General features: G+C 52.0%; 19 protein-coding genes. 17 read left to right on the forward strand and 2 right to left on the reverse strand.

All coding sequences use genetic code 11. From position 1 onward, the window contains the following. Nucleotides 1–293: 293 nt before the first annotated feature. From CDA54_RS14820 to CDA54_RS14885, 14 genes are all read left to right on the forward strand, one after another. Complete coding sequence (locus CDA54_RS14820) at nt 294–752, forward strand: hypothetical protein (RefSeq protein WP_099035813.1); 459 nt, start codon at nt 294–296, stop codon at nt 750–752. Between the two features lie 247 nt (nt 753–999). After that, a complete protein-coding gene (gene ndhC / locus CDA54_RS14825; RefSeq protein WP_099035814.1) occupies nt 1,000–1,401 on the forward strand; it encodes an NADH-quinone oxidoreductase subunit A in 402 nt (133 codons plus the stop codon). Then, nucleotides 1,386–2,027: a NuoB/complex I 20 kDa subunit family protein gene (locus CDA54_RS14830; RefSeq protein WP_099035815.1), complete on the forward strand. Its 642-nt coding sequence runs from the start codon at nt 1,386–1,388 to the stop codon at nt 2,025–2,027. The genes ndhC and CDA54_RS14830 overlap by 16 nt, the downstream gene beginning before the upstream one ends. Before the next feature lies 1 nt (nt 2,028). Then, nucleotides 2,029–3,783 carry an NADH-quinone oxidoreductase subunit C/D gene (gene nuoC / locus CDA54_RS14835; RefSeq protein ID WP_099035816.1) on the forward strand — a complete coding sequence of 585 codons (1,755 nt, stop codon included), beginning with the start codon at nt 2,029–2,031 and terminating at the stop codon, nt 3,781–3,783. Next, on the forward strand, nt 3,780–4,298 hold the full coding sequence (gene nuoE / locus CDA54_RS14840; protein ID WP_099035817.1) for an NADH-quinone oxidoreductase subunit NuoE: 519 nt from the start codon (nt 3,780–3,782) through the stop codon (nt 4,296–4,298). The genes nuoC and nuoE overlap by 4 nt, the downstream gene beginning before the upstream one ends. Further along, nucleotides 4,291–5,559, forward strand: coding sequence for an NADH-quinone oxidoreductase subunit NuoF (nuoF, locus tag CDA54_RS14845; RefSeq protein ID WP_099035818.1), 1,269 nt, complete (start codon nt 4,291–4,293; stop codon nt 5,557–5,559). Before nuoE ends, nuoF begins: the two co-directional genes overlap by 8 nt. Before the next feature lie 50 nt (nt 5,560–5,609). Continuing rightward, on the forward strand, nt 5,610–8,372 hold the full coding sequence (gene nuoG, locus CDA54_RS14850; protein ID WP_099035819.1) for an NADH-quinone oxidoreductase subunit NuoG: 2,763 nt from the start codon (nt 5,610–5,612) through the stop codon (nt 8,370–8,372). Further along, nucleotides 8,372–9,325: an NADH-quinone oxidoreductase subunit NuoH gene (gene nuoH / locus CDA54_RS14855; protein ID WP_099035820.1), complete on the forward strand. Its 954-nt coding sequence runs from the start codon at nt 8,372–8,374 to the stop codon at nt 9,323–9,325. Before nuoG ends, nuoH begins: the two co-directional genes overlap by 1 nt. A gap of 4 nt (nt 9,326–9,329) precedes the next feature. Next, complete coding sequence (nuoI, locus tag CDA54_RS14860; RefSeq protein ID WP_099035821.1) at nt 9,330–9,845, forward strand: NADH-quinone oxidoreductase subunit NuoI; 516 nt, start codon at nt 9,330–9,332, stop codon at nt 9,843–9,845. Further along, nucleotides 9,842–10,354 (forward strand): NADH-quinone oxidoreductase subunit J, encoded by a 513-nt coding sequence (gene nuoJ, locus CDA54_RS14865; protein ID WP_099035822.1) that lies wholly within the window; start codon nt 9,842–9,844, stop codon nt 10,352–10,354. The genes nuoI and nuoJ overlap by 4 nt, the downstream gene beginning before the upstream one ends. Then, a complete protein-coding gene (nuoK, locus tag CDA54_RS14870) occupies nt 10,351–10,656 on the forward strand; it encodes an NADH-quinone oxidoreductase subunit NuoK (protein ID WP_099035823.1) in 306 nt (101 codons plus the stop codon). The genes nuoJ and nuoK overlap by 4 nt, the downstream gene beginning before the upstream one ends. Before the next feature lie 3 nt (nt 10,657–10,659). Next, nucleotides 10,660–12,462: an NADH-quinone oxidoreductase subunit L gene (gene nuoL, locus CDA54_RS14875; protein ID WP_099035824.1), complete on the forward strand. Its 1,803-nt coding sequence runs from the start codon at nt 10,660–10,662 to the stop codon at nt 12,460–12,462. Next, entirely contained in the window at nt 12,456–13,913 is a 1,458-nt protein-coding gene (locus tag CDA54_RS14880; protein WP_099035825.1) for a complex I subunit 4 family protein, read from the forward strand. Before nuoL ends, CDA54_RS14880 begins: the two co-directional genes overlap by 7 nt. After that, nucleotides 13,910–15,343: an NADH-quinone oxidoreductase subunit N gene (locus CDA54_RS14885; protein ID WP_099035826.1), complete on the forward strand. Its 1,434-nt coding sequence runs from the start codon at nt 13,910–13,912 to the stop codon at nt 15,341–15,343. Before CDA54_RS14880 ends, CDA54_RS14885 begins: the two co-directional genes overlap by 4 nt. Nucleotides 15,344–15,611: 268 nt before the next feature. On the opposite strand, the gene CDA54_RS19970 is transcribed toward CDA54_RS14885, so the two are convergent. Further along, a complete protein-coding gene (locus tag CDA54_RS19970; RefSeq protein WP_099035827.1) occupies nt 15,612–16,016 on the reverse strand; it encodes a methyl-accepting chemotaxis protein in 405 nt (134 codons plus the stop codon). A gap of 63 nt (nt 16,017–16,079) precedes the next feature. Further along, complete coding sequence (locus CDA54_RS14895) at nt 16,080–16,823, reverse strand: FadR/GntR family transcriptional regulator (protein ID WP_099035828.1); 744 nt, start codon at nt 16,821–16,823, stop codon at nt 16,080–16,082. Between the two features lie 167 nt (nt 16,824–16,990). Here CDA54_RS14895 and CDA54_RS14900 point away from each other — a divergent pair, with 167 nt between their 5' ends. The 3 genes from CDA54_RS14900 to CDA54_RS14910 are packed head-to-tail and all read left to right on the forward strand — an operon-like array spanning nt 16,991 to nt 20,464. Continuing rightward, on the forward strand, nt 16,991–17,941 hold the full coding sequence (locus CDA54_RS14900) for a sugar kinase (protein ID WP_099035829.1): 951 nt from the start codon (nt 16,991–16,993) through the stop codon (nt 17,939–17,941). Between the two features lie 33 nt (nt 17,942–17,974). After that, nucleotides 17,975–19,222, forward strand: coding sequence for a DUF4861 family protein (locus CDA54_RS14905; RefSeq protein WP_099035830.1), 1,248 nt, complete (start codon nt 17,975–17,977; stop codon nt 19,220–19,222). 12 nt (nt 19,223–19,234) lie between these two features. After that, entirely contained in the window at nt 19,235–20,464 is a 1,230-nt protein-coding gene (locus CDA54_RS14910) for a DUF2264 domain-containing protein (RefSeq protein ID WP_099035831.1), read from the forward strand. The last annotated feature ends 16 nt before the right edge of the window (nt 20,465–20,480 follow it).

The following is a 20,480-nucleotide window of genomic DNA, read 5'->3' on the forward strand; positions in this document are numbered from 1 at the left end:
TCTGCAAAGTGAAAGAGGATGAACAGGCTATGCTGTGAGTACTCATTCAGATTATGGTGGGTTTGTTAATGAAAGTAACATTAATACAGCAAGGTATCATAAAGCAAGTTAGAGTTTTTGGTGTGCATTGCAGTAGTGGTGTGGAATGGATTGCCGGCGTTATTTGTGACCGTACACATAATGTCACGGTGCATTATATTCACCCATTTTTACCGATCATTAGTGCGATGTTTGGAGAAGTCCGGATCACTGCCTATATTTAAACGATGTTTTCGATGAAGGGAGCACAAGTCATGAGTAACTTCTCCGATGTGCGTGAAATGCTGATGCATAACAAAGGATTACATTTGAGAACGGCACAGTTTTACAGGGGCTTGGCTGACCAGAACAGTGACACCCGGACAACCATGTTGCTGAATACCTTGTGTAAGCACGAAGTGGGGCTTGCAGAGGAGCTTAAGCGGTATATGGAACAAGCCCCCGATAAAGTTCTCAACACCTATATCCAATACGACAGGCGTAAAGACAGCGACAGTCTGTTTGATATCCATTTTGATCCGGCCAGCTGTGAACAATCCGATGTCGAAAAACTGGCCAGTAAAGTGGATGACTATTTTTGCGAACTCTACGAGGAGCTGGCGCAAGCGGCGGATGTTCAGCCTGTCAGTGAGATGTTCGATAACCTGTATGAACATCTGGTGGAAGAAAAGAAGAGACTGTCGAAAGACCTTTCTTCATTATCTGATATCTGACTCACCACTGGGGTTAAATTGCTCTCCCTCAGCACTCAGCGACCGCAAGCCTTGCCAATTTTTGATCTGCAACAATTTGTTTTTAAGGGTTTTTCTTTGACGATCCAGGAATTATGGTCAATCCTTACATGAGTCCCTGAAGGGGTAGCAGTGGTAGATATCTCCAGGGTAAATCAATCATAACCCGCTGATGCAGGGCAGAAAGTATCACGTGACTTGCGTCAGTTCTGTCAGAACGGAGATTGACATGCAGCAGGCACTGGCCGAGCTCTGGCCGATAATAATCTATTTTGTCTCAACGATGGCTCTGCTGACCGGCGTCATGCTGCTTTCTTCTGTATCAGGCCCGAGAAGCCGCGGGCATTCCACCGAACTGCCTTACGAGTCCGGGATTCTTTCCTACGGTGGTGCCAGGGTCAGATTCGGTAATCACTTTTTTCTGTATGCGATTTTTTTCGTTATTTTCGATCTCGAAACCCTGTTTCTGTTTGCCTGGGCTATTGCCTTTGAACAGGTGGGTCTGGCCGGGTTTATCGAAGCGGGCATTTTTATTCTGATTCTGATGATTGCGCTGTTGTACCTGTGGCGGGTCGGCGCATTGGATGTCATTACAGCCAAGACCAGGGAGCAAAAATGGACTGGACACTGAGTGATCCGAACAAGTTAAGCCGCCAGATACCCAGTGCCGAGGTGGAGGTGCGTGAACAGGTTAAGCGGTCGGTCATGTTTTCTAGTCTGAATAAGATGATTAACTGGGGCCGAAAGAATTCTATCTGGCCGATGAACTTCGGTCTTTCCTGTTGTTATGTGGAAATGGCTACGGCTCTGACCAGTCGCCATGATATCGCACGTTTCGGTGCGGAGGTGATCCGTGCCACTCCCAGAGAGGCCGATCTGCTGGTGATATCCGGCACGGTGTTCAGGAAGATGGCACCCGTGGTCAAACACCTCTACGACCAGTTACTGGAACCCAAATGGGTTATCTCTATGGGGTCCTGCTCCAATTCCGGTGGGATGTATGACATTTACTCTGTGGTTCAGGGGGTAGACAAATTCCTGCCGGTGGATGTCTATGTACCAGGATGCCCGCCCCGACCAGAAGCGCTGATGGAAGGACTATTACTATTGCAATCCGCCATTGGCAAAGAGGAGCGACCGTTGTCCTGGATGGTAGGAGATCAGGGCGTCAGCCAGGTAGAAAAGCCCAGTCAACGGGATCTTAAGCATGCTGCCCGGGTCACTGCCACCGATCTGACACCTCCGGACAGAGTCTGATATGAGTATTGCCCGTAGCTTTTCTATACGCGAAGAACTCAGTACAGTCATACCCGATCTCAATCTGATTGATGAGCAGTGTGTTGACGGTATTGATACCTTCTGGGTACCCAGAACCCGCTTATTGCTGGTTGCCGAAGCGCTGCGTTTCAGTCTGAAAAAGCCGTTTAGCTTTTTGTATGATCTCACCGCAATAGATGAAACCCGGCGCGAGTCGGGTGCTAAGCAGGTGATGCAGGATTTTACCCTGGTTTACCTGCTGCGCTCTTATGATCGCAATAAAGACGTCAGGCTCAAGGTGGCGCTGGCTGAACAGGACAAGAAAGCCCCGTCAGTCTGCAAAGTGTGGCCCAATGCGAACTGGTATGAACGGGAAGTCTGGGATTTGTTTGGTATTGAGTTTCAGGGCCATCCCTGTCTGCGTCGCATTATGATGCCCACTTCCTGGCAGGGGCACCCCTTGTGCAAAGAACATCCGGCTCGTGCTACCGAGATGGGCAAGTATAGCCTGCCAGACGATATACGTGATTTTGAACAGGAAGCACTGCGTTTTGATCCCAAGGCCTGGGGGCTTGAGCCCACGGGCCGGGATGAGGAGTTTATGTGGCTGAACCTTGGCCCTAACCATCCTAGTGTGCACGGCGTGTTTCGCATTATGCTGCAACTGGAAGGTGAGCAGATCGTTCAGGCCATTCCTGATATTGGTTATCACCATCGCGGCGCTGAGAAAATGGCTGAACGCCAGAGCTGGCATTCTTATATTCCCTATACAGACAGGATCGACTACCTGGGTGGGGTAATGAATAACCTGCCATATCTGATGGCGGTGGAAAAACTGGCTGGCATTGAGGTTCCTGAACGGGCCAGAGTCATTCGCGTGATGATGTGCGAGATCTTCCGTATCCTCAGTCACCTGTTGTTCTACGGCACCTTTGCCCAGGATATTGGTGCCTTGTCGCCAATCTTCTATATGTTTGTCGATCGGGAGAAACTGTTCACCATCGTCGAAGCCATTACCGGCGCCCGTATGCACCCTAGCTGGTTTCGGATCGGTGGTGTCAGCAGCGATTTACCCCGCGGTTGGGACAGACTGATTCTGGACTGGCTGGATGAAATGCCCAAACGACTGCACGACTACGACAAAATGGTCATGGATAACGCTCTGGTGAAGCAACGCACCGTCGGCATTGGTCGTTATGATACGGCTACGGCTATTGAATGGGGTGTCACGGGCCCGGGTTTGCGGGCAACCGGGTTTGACTGGGACCTGCGTAAACAGCGTCCCTACAGTGGTTATGAGAATTTCGATTTCGACGTGCCGGTGGCCGAAAACGGCGACAGTTACGACCGGTGCAAGGTCAGGGTGGAAGAGATCCGTCAGAGTATGCGGATTATTCGCCAGTGCGTCGACAACATGCCGTCCGGCCCTTATAAGGCGGAGCATTCGCTGACCACTCCGCCGGTTAAGGACAGAACCATGCAGGACATTGACACCCTTATCCCGCATTTTCTTGGTGTTAGCTGGGGGCCGGTGATCCCTCCCGGTGAAGCGATGGCAGAGGTAGAAGCCACCAAGGGCAGCAACGCGTATTACCTGATCAGCGATGGCAGTACCAACAGCTATCGTACCCATATTCGTACGCCCTCATTTCCTCATTTACAGATGATTCCGGTAATGGCCAGAGGCCAGATGATTTCCGACCTGATTGCCACGCTGGGGAGCATCGACTTTGTGATGGCGGATGTAGACAGATGAAAATAGCCATCAGAACGTTCAGCTATCAGGATCACCTTAATGAGGCAGAAATACAGGCCATTGAAAAGGCCTGTGCTGATTACGAACAGCGTCCGGCAGCGGCCATTGAGGCACTGCAGATAGTGCAAAAACAGCGCGGTTGGGTGGATGATCCGTGTTTGCAGGCTGTGGCTGAATTATTAGGGATGTCAGATGCCGAACTGGAAGGTATTGCCACATTCTACAATCATATTTATCGCCGGCCGGTGGGACGTCATGTGTTGCATTTGTGCAATAGTATCAGCTGTTGGCTGAGTGATGTGGATGAGCTGGCTGATCACCTCAGAGGAAGACTGCAAGTTGAGTTTGGGCAGACCAGCGCCGATGGAGGCATCACGCTTTTGCCTAACGTTTGTCTGGGGTGTTGTGACAAGGCACCGGCCATGATGCTTGATGGAGAACTGATTGAAAACCTCAGTAAGGAGAAACTGGATCAGATCCTGAGCAAATTGCATCAGGGAGGTGAGAATGGATAAGCCACTTACTGCCACTTTGAATATTGAACAGCCTTTGGATCTGGATCAGTACAGAAATAAAGGGGGTTATCAGGGTTTTGCCAGGGCACTGGATCTCACACCTGAGGAGGTACAGCAGCAGGTAAAAGAGGCCAACCTGCGGGGCCGCGGCGGTGCAGGCTTTCCGACCGGTATGAAGTGGGGGTTTGTGCCCATGGGAGAGGATAGCCCGGGTCGCAAATATCTGGTTTGCAATGCCGATGAGATGGAGCCCGGTACGTTCAAGGACCGATGGTTGATGGAAGGTGCACCACATTTGCTGGTTGAGGGAATGATGATTGCAGCGTACGCCATTAGCGCATCTGTAGCCTATCTGTTTCTGCGCGGTGAATACCGGCTGTGCGCCACACGGTTGGAAAAGGCTATCCGGGAAGCGGAACAGGCGGGTCTGCTGGGTGAAAACATCCAGGGAAGTGGGTACTCACTAAATTTGCATCTTCATACCAGCGCTGGCCGCTATATCTGCGGAGAGGAAACAGCACTGCTCAACGCGCTGGAGGGCAAACGAGCCCATCCCCGTGCCAAACCTCCTTTCCCACAGGTTGTCGGTCTGTTCGGTCAGCCCACAGTGGTTAACAATGCTGAGACCCTGTGCAATATACCAGGGATCCTGCGCCAAGGGCCAGCCTGGTACCAGGACCTGGGCCGTGGCGAAGATGCCGGCACAAAGATTTACGGAATCAGCGGCCGGGTCAAAAACCCGGGTTTATGGGAGTTGCCTATGGGGGCGCCCGCAAAAGAGATTTTCGACCTGGCGGGGGGGATGCAGCATGGCCTCAAACTACGGGGCTGGCTTCCCGGTGGCGCCTCAACGGATTTTTTACTGCCCGAGCATCTGGACACGCCTATGGAATACGATGCCATTGCCGAAGCGGGAAGCCGTCTGGGTACGGGGGGCATTATTGCTCTGGATGACAAACACTGCCCGGTGGGTATGGTGTTGAATCTGATCCGCTTTTTCGCTCAGGAGTCCTGTGGGTGGTGTACTCCCTGCCGGGATGGTCTTCCCTGGGCATCGGAGATCCTCAATCGAATCGAATCGGGACGCGGATCACAGGAGGATCTGGATGAACTGCAGAGACTTTGTGATTTTATGTGGATGGGCAAGACTTTCTGCGCTCTGGCACCCGGTGCAGTAGAGCCTATGAGCAGCGCGATGAAGTACTTTGCCGATGATTTTCAGCAACATATCGATAAGGGATGTTGCCCTTATCGGCATTAATCAGATCAGTGAAGATGACTGATACAGGTGCAAATAAAACAGGTAGAGGAATGATAAAGATATTTATCGACGGTCAGGATTACAAGGTCATCGAGGGGCAGAATCTGCTGCAGGCCTGTCTGTCACTAAAGCTGAATCTGCCTTATTTCTGTTGGCATCCGTCTATGGGCTCGGTGGGAGCCTGTCGTCAGTGTGCGGTGACCCGGTACGAGGATGAGGATGATCGACAGGGGAAAATTATTATCGCCTGTATGACGCCGGTAGAAGAGGGAATGCGGGTGTCAGTCAAACAGTCACAGGAATCAGAATTCCGCGAGCAGATCATCGCTGCGATGATGACGCACCATCCCCACGACTGTCCTGTTTGTGCCGAAGGCGGAGAATGTCACCTGCAGGATATGACGGTGATGACAGGACATTACGCCAGGCAATTCAAAGGCCGTAAAACCAGCTTCAACAACCAGTACCTTGGCCCGCTGCTCAAACATGAGATGAATCGCTGCATTACCTGCTACAGATGTGTGCGTTTCTATCGGGATTATGCCGGTGGAGAAGACCTTTCTGCGCAGGCGTCGAAGAACCATGTGTATTTTGGCCGTCAGACCGATGGGGTGTTGCAGAGCGAGTTTGCTGGCAATCTGGCAGAGGTCTGCCCTACCGGTGTTTTTACCGACAAGCCTTTTGGCAATCATTACAGCCGTAAGTGGGACATGCAGGCAGCACCGTCTGTCTGCCAGCATTGTTCGGTAGGCTGCAATACCAGTTTGTCAGAGCGCTACGGTTCGGTGCGACGGGTAACCAATCGCTTCAATGCACATCTCAACGGTTATTTTCTGTGTGATCGCGGCCGTTACGGTTTTGATTTTGTCAACAGCCCACAGCGCTGCCAGCAAATTCGCAGCAGTAACAAACCGGCGCAGTGGCAGGATGATTCACTGCAGCGGGTGCTCAGTGCACCAGGACGCTGGATCGGAATTGGCAGCAGCCAGGCCAGTCTGGAAGACAACTTCGCCCTGCAGCAGTTGGTGGGCAAAGATAATTTTTGTCCGGATCTGGATGACAAGCAACAGTCCCTGATGCAACTCCATGGTGAAATACTTCAGCAATACCCGATGGCCAGTCTGGCTGAGATTGAGCGGGCTGATGCGGTGCTGATCCTGGGGGAGGACATCAACTGCAGTGCACCGCGCATGGCCCTGGCTATTCGCCAGGCTTTGCTCAATAAGGCCCGCGACAAAGTCGAAACGCTCAACGTCCCCGGGTGGCAGGATGCCGCAGTACGTAACGTACTGCCCGATAATCCGGTACCACTGATCTGGTTCGGTTATGGCGAGAGCGAGCTTCAGAGCAGCGCACAGTTGCAGTTATTATGTGACGACCACCAAGCGGCCAGGCAGGGCTTTGCACTGGCCGGATTGTTGTGTGGTCACAACGTCGGCGTTGAGGTCAGTGAGGCACAGCAGCAGACTCGCCAGGCGGCCGGGATATTGCAAAAGGCCAGTCGACCGCTATTGATCGGCGGCTGGTCTGCCGGCAATCCTGCTTTACTGGCCGCTCTGGCTAATCTGCGTAAGGCGCTGGGAGAGAAAGCGAGCATGGCGATTGCCGCCCCGGAGCACAACAGTCTGGGTTTGTCTGTGTTAATGCAAAAGGGCCATCTGAGCGCAGCTTCGCTGGAACAGAGCATAGATCGCGAACCGGTCAATCTGCTGGTACTGGACTATAAATCACAAAGCTGGCGAACCCGTATGGCTTCTCTGATGGAAAAAGCAAAACAGACCGTACGGCTGGGTTTGCTCGGTAATGAATCTGCAGAGGAGGCACTTTTGCCGGTGGCGGCATTCAGCGAGTGCAGTGGCTCGGCAGTAAACTATCAGGGTCGGGTACAATACTGGCAGCCAGCCAGCAAGGCATCAGGCGACTGTCTTCCCGGATGGCAATGGCTGGTGCATCTGGCAAAAATCCAGCAGAAGTCGCTGGCTGAGGTGGAAGATCTGGGTCAGCTGCGTCAACGACTGATGGCTGATTATCCACAGCTTGAAGGTGCCTGGGAGAATGATCCCCGTCAGCAGGCGATAGCTCAACAACCACCAAGATACAGCGGTCGCACGGCCATGCTGGCTAACCAGACAGTCCATGAGCCTAAACCCTATGCTGAACCTCAGGCTCCTTATCGCCAGAGTATGGAAGGTGGTGAACCACGCCACTCTGAAACCCATGCCCAGCCTTATAGCTGGTGGCCCGGATGGAACTCCAATCAATCCATGCATAAGTTTCAGCAGGAATACCGGGGGCCGGAACTGGAACAACAACATTCCACTGTGGCCTTTGCACACTTCCAGAGTCCTGGCTGGTTCAAGTGGCGCAATCAGTGGTCAGGTTCAAAACACCGTGGCTATCGGCTGTTGTTCCTTGGCCAGGTCTTCGGCAGCGACGGCCTGAGTCTGGAGGCTCCTGCCATAGCAGAGCTGTGTGAACGGGCACAGTTGTGGATGAGACAGGATCAGGCTGATGGACTGGGTTTAAAGCCTGGTCAATGGGTGCAATGTGATGGCTTGCCATTGTGGCTTCAGGTAGGCATCAGCAAACAGGTTCCCCAAAACTGCCTGTTGGCCTATGTACCGGCGGATGAAGCGTTACCCTTTAAAGTGTGTGAGCATTTTGATGTTGCCGATTTGCCACAGGCTGAGGCTCTGGAAAAACAATACCGTAGCCACCTTGATGATCTTAAGACTAACATGCAGATGCGTCAGGCCAGGTTGTTACATCAGGATGAGTTCATTCCTATCCGTTTTGTGGAGGGGGTGAACTGATGTGGGATATGGAGCTGCTGCTGAAGATAACGCTGTTGGTATCCACCTTGTTGCCCACAGCCGCCTTGCTAGTATGGCTTGAACGACGCCTGCTGGGTTTCTGGCAGGAGCGTTGCGGCCCGAACCGGGTGGGCCCCTTCGGGATACTGCAATCACTGGCTGATCTAATCAAGATCCTGTTTAAGCATGACTGGATCCCTCCTTTTGCCGATAAGCCGCTGTTTGTGCTGGCCCCTCTGATTGGCGCGCTGGCGGTGATGATGAGCTTTGTGGTTGTGCCACTGTCGCCCGGCTGGATGATTTCTGACAGTCACATTGGTCTGTTGTTCTTCCTGGCGATGACTTCGCTGGCGGTCTATGGGGTGCTGTTAGCAGGTTGGTCATCCAACAATAAATATGCCCTGCTCGGTGGTATGCGCGCAGCGGCGCAAACCATTTGTTATGAAGTGTTTATGGGCGTTTCGCTGCTTGGTGTGGTGATTCTGGCCGGTAGTTTCAGGCTCAGTGACATCGTCCAGGCCCAGCAGGGGTTGTGGTTTGTCATCCCTCAGTTTGTCGGCTTTGTGATCTTCATCATCGCCGGGATAGCGGAGAGCCATCGTCTGCCTTTCGATTTGCCGGAAGCCGAGACCGAGCTGACGGGTGGTTTTCACACCGAATATTCGGGTATCAAGTTTGCGCTGTTTTTCCTCGGCGAATACCTGGGCATCATGTTGATCTCAATGATGGCCACAACCCTGTTTCTTGGTGGCTGGCTGGGGCCCTGGCTACCCCCGTTGGTATGGTTTCTGCTCAAAACACTTTTGCTTATCTGTTTCTTTATTCTGCTGCGGGCTTCTTTACCAAGGCCCAGGTATGACCAGTTGCTGGCCTTTGGCTGGAAATGGCTGTTGCCATTGGCTCTGGTGAATCTGCTGGTGACCGCAGCCATCAAACTGACAGGAGGGACCTGAAACGATGTGGAGTCAACTGGTTACCATCTGGCGTGTTTTCAGACACCTTTTTGCGGCCCGGGACACAGTCCGGTATCCGGAGCAAAAGCCCTATTTGTCTCCGCGCTACCGCGGCCGTATTGTTCTTACCCGGGATCCCGATGGTGATGAACGCTGCGTGGCGTGCAACCTTTGTGCGGTGGCCTGTCCGGTAGATTGTATCTCTTTGCAGAAGACCGAAGACGACGACGGTCGCTGGCGACCGGCATTTTTTCGGATCAATTTCTCCCGCTGCATTATGTGTGGTTTATGTGAAGAGGCCTGCCCTACTTACGCTATACAGCTGACTCCGGATGTAGAAATGAGCGAATACGATCGCAACAGTCTGGTTTATGAAAAAGAGCATCTGACCATCGATGGGCAGGGTAAATATCCGGGTTACAGTTTTTATCGCAAGGCCGGTATCAGTATCAAAGGTAAGGCCAAGGGCGAGGCTGATCAGGAAGAGAAACCCGTCGATGTAAGGAATCTGTTGCCATGATTATACAGTGGCTGTTTTACGCCAGCGCTACCATCGCTGTAGTGGCGAGCCTGTTGGTGATCACCAGCAAAAATGCGGTACACGCCATTCTATATCTGGTGGTCAGTCTGCTGGCGCTGTCTCTATGCTTCTATCTGTTGGGTGCGCCTTTTGCAGCCGCCTTGCAGATTATCGTCTATGCCGGCGCCATTATGGTGTTGTTTGTTTTTGCTGTGATGCTGTTCAATATCAGCGATGAAGATGTCAGGCGTGAAGCGCAGTGGCTCAGCTGGCAAGCCTGGGTGGGCCCCACTGTGTTGGCGTTGTTGTTACTGGCCCAATGGGTATTGTTCATTCAGCTGGCACCTGCCTCAGCCATGACAGAAACCATCATGGTGGAAGCCCGGGCAGTGGGTGCCACGTTGTTCGGCCCCTATCTGTTGGCGGTGGAAATCGCCTCCTTTCTGCTTTTAGCCGGCTTGGTGGGTGGGTTCCATCTGGCTAAAAAACTACCGGAGGACAACCAATGACCGTACCTCTGGAACATGGATTGGTGCTGGTGGTGTTGCTCTGGTGCATCGGTCTTCTGGGGCTGCTGACCCGCAAAAACACATTGTTTATGTTGATGTCCCTGGAGATTATGCTCAATGCCGGGGCGTTGGCTTTTATCCTGGCAGGCAGCATCTGGCAGCAGCCTGATGGTCAGGTCATGTATATTCTGATCCTGGCCATTGCCGCGGCTGAGGTGGGTATCGGTCTGGCGCTGCTGATCCGGCTACGCCAGCATATCCGGGATCTGAACATTGATCGTCTCAGCGAGTTGGAGGGGTAGGTCGTGCTCGAATGGCTTTATCTTATCCCCCTGTTACCACTGATATCCGCTCTGCTGCTGGTGGCGTTGTATGCAATATTGCCAAGGCTTATTGTCATATTATTGGGGGTGGGCTGTTTAACGCTGGCAGCACTGTTAACGGCTCTGGTGGGGTGGGAATTCTATCAGGCAGGTGCAGAGCCCGTCCGGGTGTTGCTGTTCAACTGGCTGCCACTGACTACTGCCCCCATTAATGTCAGCCTGTATCTTGACCAACTGTCGATGTTAATGATGGCGGTGGTAACCGGTGTGGGGTGGCCGATTCACTGGTACGCCGCATCCTATATGGCCAGAGACAAAGATGTACAACGCTTTTTTGTGTACATGAACCTGTTCGTATTTGCCATGCTGATGTTGGTGCTGAGTGACAACCTGGTGCTGTTGTATCTGGGCTGGGAGGGGGTTGGTCTGTGCAGTTTTCTGCTAATTGGTTTCTGGCAGAAGCAGGCGGAAAATGTAAAAGCGGCCAAAAAGGCCTTTGTGGTGACCCGGGTTGGCGACACGGCGCTGATGATTGCGCTGCTGATGCTGTTTGCCGAGTTTGGCAGCCTGTCAATTCCGGCCATCCTGCACAGTGATCTCAGCATAAACGAAAATACGCTTTGGTGGATCGGCCTGCTACTGCTTGGCGGAGCCGTTGGCAAGTCGGCGCAGTTACCCCTGCAAACCTGGTTGCCGGATGCCATGGCGGGGCCCACGCCTGTAAGTGCCCTGATCCATGCCGCTACCATGGTCACTGCAGGAGTCTATCTGGTTGCCAGGATGCATCCGCTTTTTGAACCCCAGATACTGACCCTCATTGCCTGGGTTGGAGCCCTGACACTGGTTCTGGCAGGTCTGTCCGCTCTGGTGCAGACCGATATAAAAAGGGTGCTGGCCTATTCCACCATGAGCCAGATTGGCTATATGTTTCTGGGGCTGGGAGCTATGGCTTATGACAGTGCGATTTTCCATCTGATGACCCATGCGTTCTTCAAAGCACTGCTGTTTCTGACTGCCGGCACCATTATCCTCAAGCTTCATCATCAACAGGACATGCGTAAAATGGGAGGCATATTCAGGAAGCTGCCGCTGACCAGTGCATTTCTGTTGATTGGGTTACTGGCGCTGGTGGGTATGCCGGGTACTGCCGGGTTTTTCTCCAAAGAAGCGATCCTGGCTGCCACCTGGCAGGCGGATACAGCGGGGCCGTTATTGTGGTGCATTGCCCTGTTTGGTGTATTGCTGACCAGCCTGTACAGCTTCCGGCTGCTGTTTATGGTGTGTCTGGGGCAGCCAAACCATTCTTATCAGCCACAGGAATATTCTGCTGCCAGTCAGTGGGTATTGCCTCTGTGGGTACTGGCACTGCTGTCACTGGCAGGAGGTTGGATTGCTCCGGATTTTGGCCGCGTGTTTACAGCCGGCCAGGCGGGACATCTTGCCTGGTATCTGCAATGGCTGCCAGTGGCGGTAACGCTATTGGGGCTGTTACTGGTCTGGTGTCAATTTTCACGGTCTGGCGGTGCTATTCCACATCGCCTGCATCAATGGCTGCAAGACGGGCTGGGATTCGACTGGCTATATAACAAATTACTGGTGCAACCTCTGGGCTGTGTCGCCCGGGTGAACAAGGCCGATATACTGGAAAGCCCCTACCGTTTTGTTGCCTGGTTGAACCTGTCCATTAACCAGCTGCTGGTATTGACGCAGAATGGACGAGTGCGCTGGTATCTTTACGCGACACTGGCCGGGTGCTTTGTCATGTTGGGGGGACTGCTATGGTAGCCTTGAGTAGTCTGATCTGGTGCCCTGTGCTATTGGGCATTCTGAGCTGGCTGGCAGAACGGCGTCTGCGCGGTGCCGGGAATTGGGTCACTCTGGGCGCTCTGGTGCTGCTGTTGTTTGTCAGCTTCTATCTTGGGGCAATGGGCGACAGTTTTGTCAGCCTGAGCTGGTTTAGCCGGTTCAATATTCACTTTACGCTTTTCTATGACGGACTGGCACAGCTGATGGTGGTGATGACCCTGTTGCTGGCTATGCTCGCGTTACTGGTTTCCTGGCGGGAAATCGACCGGCGCCACGGCTTTTTTCATTTTAATCTGATGTTCAGTGTGGCTGGTATCAATGGCGTGTTTCTGGCTGCTGATCTGTTCCTGTTTTTCCTCTGCTGGGAAGCCATGCTGCTTCCCATGACGGCGCTGATTCTCATCTGGGGGCACGAAAACCGCCGCTATGCCGCCATCAAGTTCTTTATTTTCACCCAGGTCAGTGGCTTGCTGATGCTGCTATCCATTATTGCACTGGCACTGTTTCATCAACACAGTCAGGGAAGTCTGAGTTTCAGCCTCAATGAGCTGCAATATCTTGATCTGCCGATCGATGTTCAGTTCTGGCTGATGCTGGGCTTTTTCATTGCCTTTGCGGTTAAGTTGCCATCAGTACCCTTTCATACCTGGCTCCCTGATGCTCATACGCAGGCGCCGACAGCAGGCAGTGTATTACTGGCGGGGATATTGCTCAAAACCGGCGCGTATGGATTAATTCGGGTGCTATTACCCCTGTTCCCAGAGGCGGCAATGAGCTTTGCGCCGGTGGCGGTGACTCTGGGGGTGATCAGCATTGTGTACGGGGCGCTTATGGCATTCAGTCAGACAGACTTCAAACGTCTGGTGGCGTATTCGAGTATCAGCCATATGGGCTTTATTCTGCTGGCTCTGTTCAGCTGGCAGGCCATCGCTTTGCAGGGGGCCGTGCTGGTCATGGTGGCTCATGGGATCAGCAGCGCAGGCCTGTTCTGTGTTGCAGGTATGCTGCAACACAGATTGCAAAGCCGTGAGCTGGGCGAGATGGGCGGCCTTTGGGCCAGTGCTCCACGTATGGCCACTGTGACTCTGGTTTTTGTGATGGCTGGGATCGGTCTGCCAGGGCTTGCCAACTTCAATGGCGAATTTTTATCGTTGCTCGGCAGTTTTGCCGTTTACCCACTGCACGCCGTAGCGGCGACACTGGCTATTGTCGGCTCGGCGCTATATGGCCTGCGTCTTTTTCAACGTACATTTCAGGGCCCGGTGCATACCGAGGTGGAGGATTTGCAAGGCCGGGAGCTGCTGTTCTGCGGGTTACTGGTGCTGGCGCTGGTATATTTTGGCGTGCAGCCTCATCTTATTCTCGAGGCCAGTGCCGCAAGCCTCGACAAGCTGTCAGCTCTGGCCAGCTTCAGTGAGGTGCGTCCATGAGCATGCATGAACTTTGGTTGCTCTCGCCTATTATTCTGCTGGGTATCGGCATTCTGGTATTGATGCTGCAGACTTCCTGGAAGCGCAATGCCAATCTGGCCCGCGGGCTGGCTTTGATGACTTTGCTCATCACCCTGGTTGCCCATTTGTTTTTCTATCCCGATCACAGCCAGACACTGACCCTGCTGTTTGAACATGAGCCAGTGGGTGGCTTCTTTTCTCTGTTACTGCTGCTTGCCAGCCTGTCTGTGGCATTTTTGCAGGGGCCGTACAGTGGTGGGCAGAGTCGTGAGGTCAGCGAAGAGTTTTATCTGTTGTTGTTGTTGTCCACTCTGGGGGCCATGTTGCTGGTAATGGCAAGGCATGTGGCAGGGGTGTTGATTTCCATCGAACTGATGAGCCTGGCCATGCTCGCCATGCTGGCCTACAACCGACAGCGTCGGGATTCTCTGGAAGGGGCTATCAAGTACCTGTTGTTATCTGGTGCCGCTACCAGCCTGATGTTGCTCGGTTTTGGCATTCTCTATGCTGTGACAGGCCACCTGCTACTGGCCGAGATGCTGGCTGTGGATCCCGGCTTGCCGGGTAAGGCGGGTTTGATACTGGTGGTAGCGGCCCTGGCGTTTAAACTTTCGTTGGTACCCTTGCACTTCTGGACGCCGGACGTGTACCAGGGGGCGCCGCTGAATTCCACACTACTACTGACGACGCTGTCTAAAGCGGCGGTGTTTGCCTTACTGCTCAAGCTGATGCTGATGGTGCCACAGGGTCTGGCCGGGGATTTGACTCTGATATTAAGCTGGATGGCGATTGCCAGCATGTTGACAGGCAACTGGCTGGCCCTGCAACAGAATAACCTTAAACGACTTATGGCGTATTCCGCTATTGCACATATGGGCTATGTGCTGGTGGCGGCGATTATTGCCATGGGGCAGGATGATGATCTGGTACTGGAAACCGCCGCTTATTATATGCTGGCCTACCTGATTGCCTCCATTCTGGTTTTCAGTGTGTTGGCCAACCTGTCTCAACTTGATGCGGAAAAAGATGTGGACAGGACAGACGAGATCCGCGGTCTGTTCTGGCAACATCCTTGGCTGGCAGTGACTCTTGTACTGGCATTTCTGTCATTGGCTGGCATGCCAATAACAATCGGCTTTATCGGCAAGTTTTATCTGCTGACACTGGCAGTGGGTCTGTCGGCCTGGTGGCTGGTCGGGGCCATGCTGGTTGGCAGTGCCGTGGGTCTCTATTATTACCTGCGGGTTATTTTCGTATTGTTTGACAAAACAGACCGGTCGCTACCCACTGCGAAATCTTTCTACCTGAGTAAAATCTGGCTGGGTCTGATTGCTATCAGCTTGCTGACCCTGGGAGTGCTGCCTGGCTTACTGGGTGATCAGCTTGGTGGTCTATTGTTTGCGGGTTGACGCTCTCAGTGATCGTGGTTTACCTCTCGGGTGATTTACCAATTACGATCGGTCTGAACAGCACCATAAACCTTAATCCAATGCGCTTCGACAAACACCGGCGGTAGCACTGGTGCAGATCGGTGTGGCTGTTAAACATGATAAAATTCCAGCTCCCGATGACAAAACACAGTGCTTTGCTGTTATTCGTTGTTGTAGCAGCGAACAGCATGGCAAAGCATACCGCACAGGATCGCCCATAATCATGGTATGTTCTGAATATCGGGCATCAGGCGTCTTTTTTCAGTTTACTCATTTCACTAGCCAGCTTATTAACCAGCTCCTGGTTTTTATTCACGACCTGATTAATTTCGTCTGCCGAGCTGCTAGCTTTAGAGGCGAGGCTGCGCACTTCGTCGGCAACAACAGAAAAGCCTCTGCCTGCTTCTCCCGCTCTTGCAGCCTCAATGGCGGCGTTGAGTGCCAGTAAGTTGGTTTGATCGGCGATTGCGTTGATGCTGGAGACCATTTCGGAAATACTGCTGCCAGAACTAACCAGCCCTTGCATCACGGACTCTGTTTTACTTACCACCTGGCGACGGTCGCTGACATCGTTTGCATACATGATAATTTTCTGTGGATTCCCTTCAAGATCCTTAATCGTGGCAAAAATGCAGAAGACCATTCTTAGCATTACCGCTACGCGATAATGCGTATTAAGGCCGTTAAAAGAATGATCAATCTAAATGGGCGCAGCTTATTTGGCGATCACTTTCCTGGCCAGAGCTCTGTGGTTCTTAAGGCTGTTACCCAGGTGCTGGCGTACTGCTTCTCTGGCACTTTCTTCGTTTTTGTCCTCAATGGCCTGGGCCAGGCGCCGGTGTTCTTCATGTAACTGTTGCAGGTATTCGGGCTTATTTGCGGTATTGTCGTATTTGCTGATGAGATCGCGGGAAGGAATGGCTCCCGAGCCGATATATTTGATAAAACGGGAAAAGTAGGGATTGCCTGATGCATCAGCAACCGCTAAATGAAGAGCCAGATCTTCTTTTACTGCGTCCTCACCCTGATTTTTCTTAGTCTCAAAATCTTCGATGCACTGCCATATTCGTTTCATTTGAGTTTTCTTACGATTGCGCGCCGCCATAGCTGACATTTCCAGTTCTACCGCCATACGAAGTTCGAGTATTTGAATGGCGTCCTCTATCGAAGCGAATTCATTGGTTTCTATTTCAAATGGGCGACTGGTAACCCCATCGGCAACAAAAACGCCAATCCCTTGTCGGCTGATAATCAGTTTTTCCGCTTTTAACGCTGCTACCGCTTCTCTGACAACACTGCGACTTACCCCAGCCTGCTCTTCAATTTCCCTGGCTGTTGGTAGTTTTGTCCCAGGAGGCAGATTGCCATCGAGAATTTTCTGTCGAAGTGAATTGGTCAGGTCGATAGACAGGCTACGTGAACCCTGTAATTGCGAAATACTGAAAATTGCGTTTTCCATAATATAACTTTCTCTGTCATCTGATCTGATGATAATACTATAGCTGAACTATCTTCAGCACAATACAACGGGTTATTTGATTACAAAACTGCTCTGTTAACGTATTTGATATTACCGAAATTTAAAGGTAATGTCATATGTTGTATGAAGACATATGAGTGATAATAATGAAGGTGCTTGTGGTTGGAGAATGTATGGCTGAGTTTCGTCAGAACAGCTCGGGTGTCTGGCAACAAGCCTTTGCTGGCGATGTATTCAATACTGCGGTGTATCTGAAGCGTTTATCGGCTGAAACCGGGGTGGCCTTTGCTTCAACAACCGGTAAAGACATGCTTAGCCAACAGTTACGTCAGTATTGCGAGCGGGTATCCTTGGATATTCGTTGGCTGAAGTCCCATGAAAGTCGTTCGTGCGGTTTGTATTTTATTCAGACTGATGAGCAGGGTGAGCGACAGTTTTCTTATTATCGTGAACGCTCGGCGGCGCGGACACTGGTTCAGCAATTCACTGCGGCCGATTGGTGTGCGATCAGTGAGCAAACAGATTGGGTGTTTTATTCCGCCATTACCCTGAGCATTTTGTCTGCAGAGGATCGGAAGAGGTTTATTGAGCATTTGATGCGGCTGCGTCGCCAGGGGGTCAAACTGGCATTTGATACCAACTATAGAGCATCCCTTTGGGAGAGCTGTGATTCGGCCAGAACCTGGGTGTATTGCGCGATAGATAACAGTGATTTGGTTTTTGCTGGAACAGAAGATATGGCCGGAATACTGAACTGCCCGGCAATAACCGCAAAACAGCTGGCCAATGAGTTGGCGGAGTTGTCAGTTCCTGAGCTGGTGCTCAAAGCTGGCAAAGAAGAGGTTGGTCTGCTTGTTGACGGTGACTACCTCACCTTTGCGGTTGAACCGGTCAGCAAGGTTGTGGATACCACCGCAGCAGGGGATTCGTTTAACGCCGGATATCTCGCGGCTCTGTTGAATGGACAGCCCCTGTCTGAGCGCGTGCAATGGGCTAAAACACTGGCAGCACAAGTCATTCAGTATCCCGGTGCCATCATTCCTGAGTCCGCAATGCCCACAATGGTACCCAACAAATCCGATCACCAGCATGGTTAACAGATTAATAGTAATGTCCCAGGAGAAAGAATTATGACGTGGCAATTTATTCGCCAGACCGGTTATTTGGCTGTCTTAATAGTTAGTGTGATGTTGGTGGGATGCAAGCCCTCAGCCGAGACAGGCCCTAAAGTCAGCATTACCAATCCCTCCTCCTTTGACCGGCAGGATGAGGTGATCAGCGTCTCTTTAACCTCATTGGGCCAGGAAGGAAATGCGCTGATCCACAGCGAAGTGATGCTGGACAACGGGCAAACAAGCATACCCGGACAATGGCTGGATACAGATAAAGACACTCAGCCCGATACTCTGTTGTTCAGTGTATCCGTGCCCGCTCAGAGTGAGGTGAGTTATCAGTTAGTGCCTGCGCAAGAGACCAGGCTGAGTAAGCGCACTTATGCCGAACTCGGAGTGCGCCAGAATGCGCAATGGCAGGAAGGTCGTATGACAGGTGGCAGCTTTGAGCCAGCTCAAACCATGACGCTGCCGGATACCCATGAAATTGGCGATGGTTTATTTAAGTATGAAGGTCCGGGCTGGGAGTCTGACAAGGTGGCCTATCGGCTTTATTTTGATCAGCGCAATATCCTCGATATTTTCGGTAAGCGCCGTGCTGAAATTACTCTGGAGCAGGTTGGGCAGGTAGGCGCGCCGTCTTATCATGAGCTGCAAGACTGGGGGATGGACGTTCTGAAGACGGGGCCGTCTATCGGTCTGGGTAGTGTGGCGGTCTATGAAGATGGTCAGACGAGACGCATTGATAATAGTGAAAAGATGCAGGTAAGTATCGCTCACAATAGTCCCCTGTACAGTGAAGTTCACGTTGCTCACAGCGGCTTTGTCAGCAATGAGGGAGAGGCTGATATCGACACTCGCTATAGTATTGCTGCCGGCACTGCCCTGACTAAAGTCACGGTTTCCGTTGAGGGCGAGGCTCCCCCTCTGGTTACCGGTATTGTCAAACACCAGCAAACATTAATGCGATCGAATTCGCAACAAAAAGACGGCTGGCATTATGTCGCCACCTTTGGTCCTCAGAGTTACATCAATGATGCACTGGGTATGGCAATTTTTTATCGGGCTGAGGATCTTCAGCACCTTGGCGAAGATCAACATAATCACCTTGTGGTAATGAAGCCATCATCCAAACCTTTGCAATATTACTTTGCTGGTTACTGGCAGCAGGGGCCGGATGGTATCTCAGATCAGGCGCAGTTTAAGGCTGAGCTGGAGCGAACGCTCATACGCCTCAATCAACCACTACAACTACAGATTGATTAAAAAGGAAAGATTATGAAGGGTATCCAACGACTTTTTCAGGTCCTTATGCTCAGCATCGTTGTTGCTGTTCCGGCAGTCGCTGCATCGTCTGATCGTCAGTTATGGGTAGATCATTTGACTGTACTGGCCGATCCGGTATTGCGTAATCTGGCCAATGAAACTCTGAATAGCTCAATACCTGATAAACAAGGAGAATTTGAGCCAGAGTATGGGCGGCGTATCCAGTATGCACCGCTGGAGTCACTGGGGCGGTTGATGGCTGGGTTAGCACCCTGGCTGGAACTGGGTCCTGACAATTCTGAAGAAGGTCAGTTAAGAGCGGAATATATTGATCTCGCACGCCGGGCTATTGCCAATGGTGTGAATCCGGCGTCACCCGATTATCTGAACTTTGACAATGGCCATCAGCCGTTAGTCGACGTGGCTTACTTAGCCCAGGCATTCATTCGTGCACCGCAACAGCTTTGGTATGGGTTGCCTGAGTCTGTGCAGAACAATGTGCTGGCAGCGTTTGAAAAGACCCGCAAAATTACGGATACCCCATACAGTAATTGGTTGATGTTCCCGGCCACACTGGAAGCGTTTTATCTGAAGTTTGGTTACGAGGCCAACCTGCCACGGATTGAATTTGCTTTACACAAGCATAAAGACTGGTATGTGGGCGATGGCGTCTACTCCGACGGTGAACCCTACCACTGGGATTACTATAACTCCTATGTTATTCAGCCCATGCTGGTGGATGTACACCAGATCCTGAAACACAAAACCACTCATCGCCTGAATGCCCTCCATGACAAGGTGATGGCACGTTCACAGCGTTATGCCGCTATTTTAGAGAGACAAATCTCGCCACAGGGGACTTATCCTATTGTGGGCCGTTCTGCGATTTATCGCTTTGGTGCGTTTCAGACTTTGGCACAAATGGCGCTGATGGAGCGTCTGCCTGGTGAACTCAGTGAAGGTCAGGTACGCTCCGCCATGACAGCAGTGATGAAGAGATTACTGGATGAGAGCAGTTATGACGATGAGGGTTGGTTGAAAATTGGCGTGATAGGCGAACAACCTGGGCTGGCTGAACCTTATATCTCTACCGGTAGTCTGTATATGGCGTCGCTTGGCTTTCTGCCACTGGGGTTACCGGCTGAACATTCGTTCTGGACCAGCCCAGCGGAAGACTGGACAGCGAAAAAAGTGTGGGGCGGTAACAGTGACGTGCAACGGGACAAATCCTTAAAGGACTAAACCCGGACGGGTTATA

The sequence above is a fragment of the Lacimicrobium alkaliphilum genome (genome assembly GCF_002591895.1).
In the GTDB taxonomy this organism is placed as follows: Bacteria; Pseudomonadota; Gammaproteobacteria; order Enterobacterales; family Alteromonadaceae; genus Lacimicrobium; species Lacimicrobium alkaliphilum.

Excerpts from the sequence above, each read along its gene's own strand:
- CDA54_RS14905 (WP_099035830.1), top strand. The coding sequence starts at position 17,975 with ATGACGTGGCAATTTATTCGCCAGACCGGTTATTTGGCTGTCTTAATA.
- CDA54_RS14895 (WP_099035828.1), bottom strand. The coding sequence starts at position 16,823 with ATGGAAAACGCAATTTTCAGTATTTCGCAATTACAGGGTTCACGTAGC.
- CDA54_RS14830 (WP_099035815.1), top strand. The coding sequence starts at position 1,386 with ATGGACTGGACACTGAGTGATCCGAACAAGTTAAGCCGCCAGATACCC.
- nuoF (WP_099035818.1), top strand. The coding sequence starts at position 4,291 with ATGGATAAGCCACTTACTGCCACTTTGAATATTGAACAGCCTTTGGAT.
- CDA54_RS14900 (WP_099035829.1), top strand. The coding sequence starts at position 16,991 with ATGAAGGTGCTTGTGGTTGGAGAATGTATGGCTGAGTTTCGTCAGAAC.
- nuoC (WP_099035816.1), top strand. The coding sequence starts at position 2,029 with ATGAGTATTGCCCGTAGCTTTTCTATACGCGAAGAACTCAGTACAGTC.
- nuoI (WP_099035821.1), top strand. The coding sequence starts at position 9,330 with ATGTGGAGTCAACTGGTTACCATCTGGCGTGTTTTCAGACACCTTTTT.
- CDA54_RS19970 (WP_099035827.1), bottom strand. The coding sequence starts at position 16,016 with ATGCTAAGAATGGTCTTCTGCATTTTTGCCACGATTAAGGATCTTGAA.
- nuoK (WP_099035823.1), top strand. The coding sequence starts at position 10,351 with ATGACCGTACCTCTGGAACATGGATTGGTGCTGGTGGTGTTGCTCTGG.
- CDA54_RS14880 (WP_099035825.1), top strand. The coding sequence starts at position 12,456 with ATGGTAGCCTTGAGTAGTCTGATCTGGTGCCCTGTGCTATTGGGCATT.
- nuoG (WP_099035819.1), top strand. The coding sequence starts at position 5,610 with ATGATAAAGATATTTATCGACGGTCAGGATTACAAGGTCATCGAGGGG.
- CDA54_RS14885 (WP_099035826.1), top strand. The coding sequence starts at position 13,910 with ATGAGCATGCATGAACTTTGGTTGCTCTCGCCTATTATTCTGCTGGGT.
- nuoE (WP_099035817.1), top strand. The coding sequence starts at position 3,780 with ATGAAAATAGCCATCAGAACGTTCAGCTATCAGGATCACCTTAATGAG.
- CDA54_RS14910 (WP_099035831.1), top strand. The coding sequence starts at position 19,235 with ATGAAGGGTATCCAACGACTTTTTCAGGTCCTTATGCTCAGCATCGTT.
- ndhC (WP_099035814.1), top strand. The coding sequence starts at position 1,000 with ATGCAGCAGGCACTGGCCGAGCTCTGGCCGATAATAATCTATTTTGTC.
- nuoH (WP_099035820.1), top strand. The coding sequence starts at position 8,372 with ATGTGGGATATGGAGCTGCTGCTGAAGATAACGCTGTTGGTATCCACC.
- nuoJ (WP_099035822.1), top strand. The coding sequence starts at position 9,842 with ATGATTATACAGTGGCTGTTTTACGCCAGCGCTACCATCGCTGTAGTG.
- CDA54_RS14820 (WP_099035813.1), top strand. The coding sequence starts at position 294 with ATGAGTAACTTCTCCGATGTGCGTGAAATGCTGATGCATAACAAAGGA.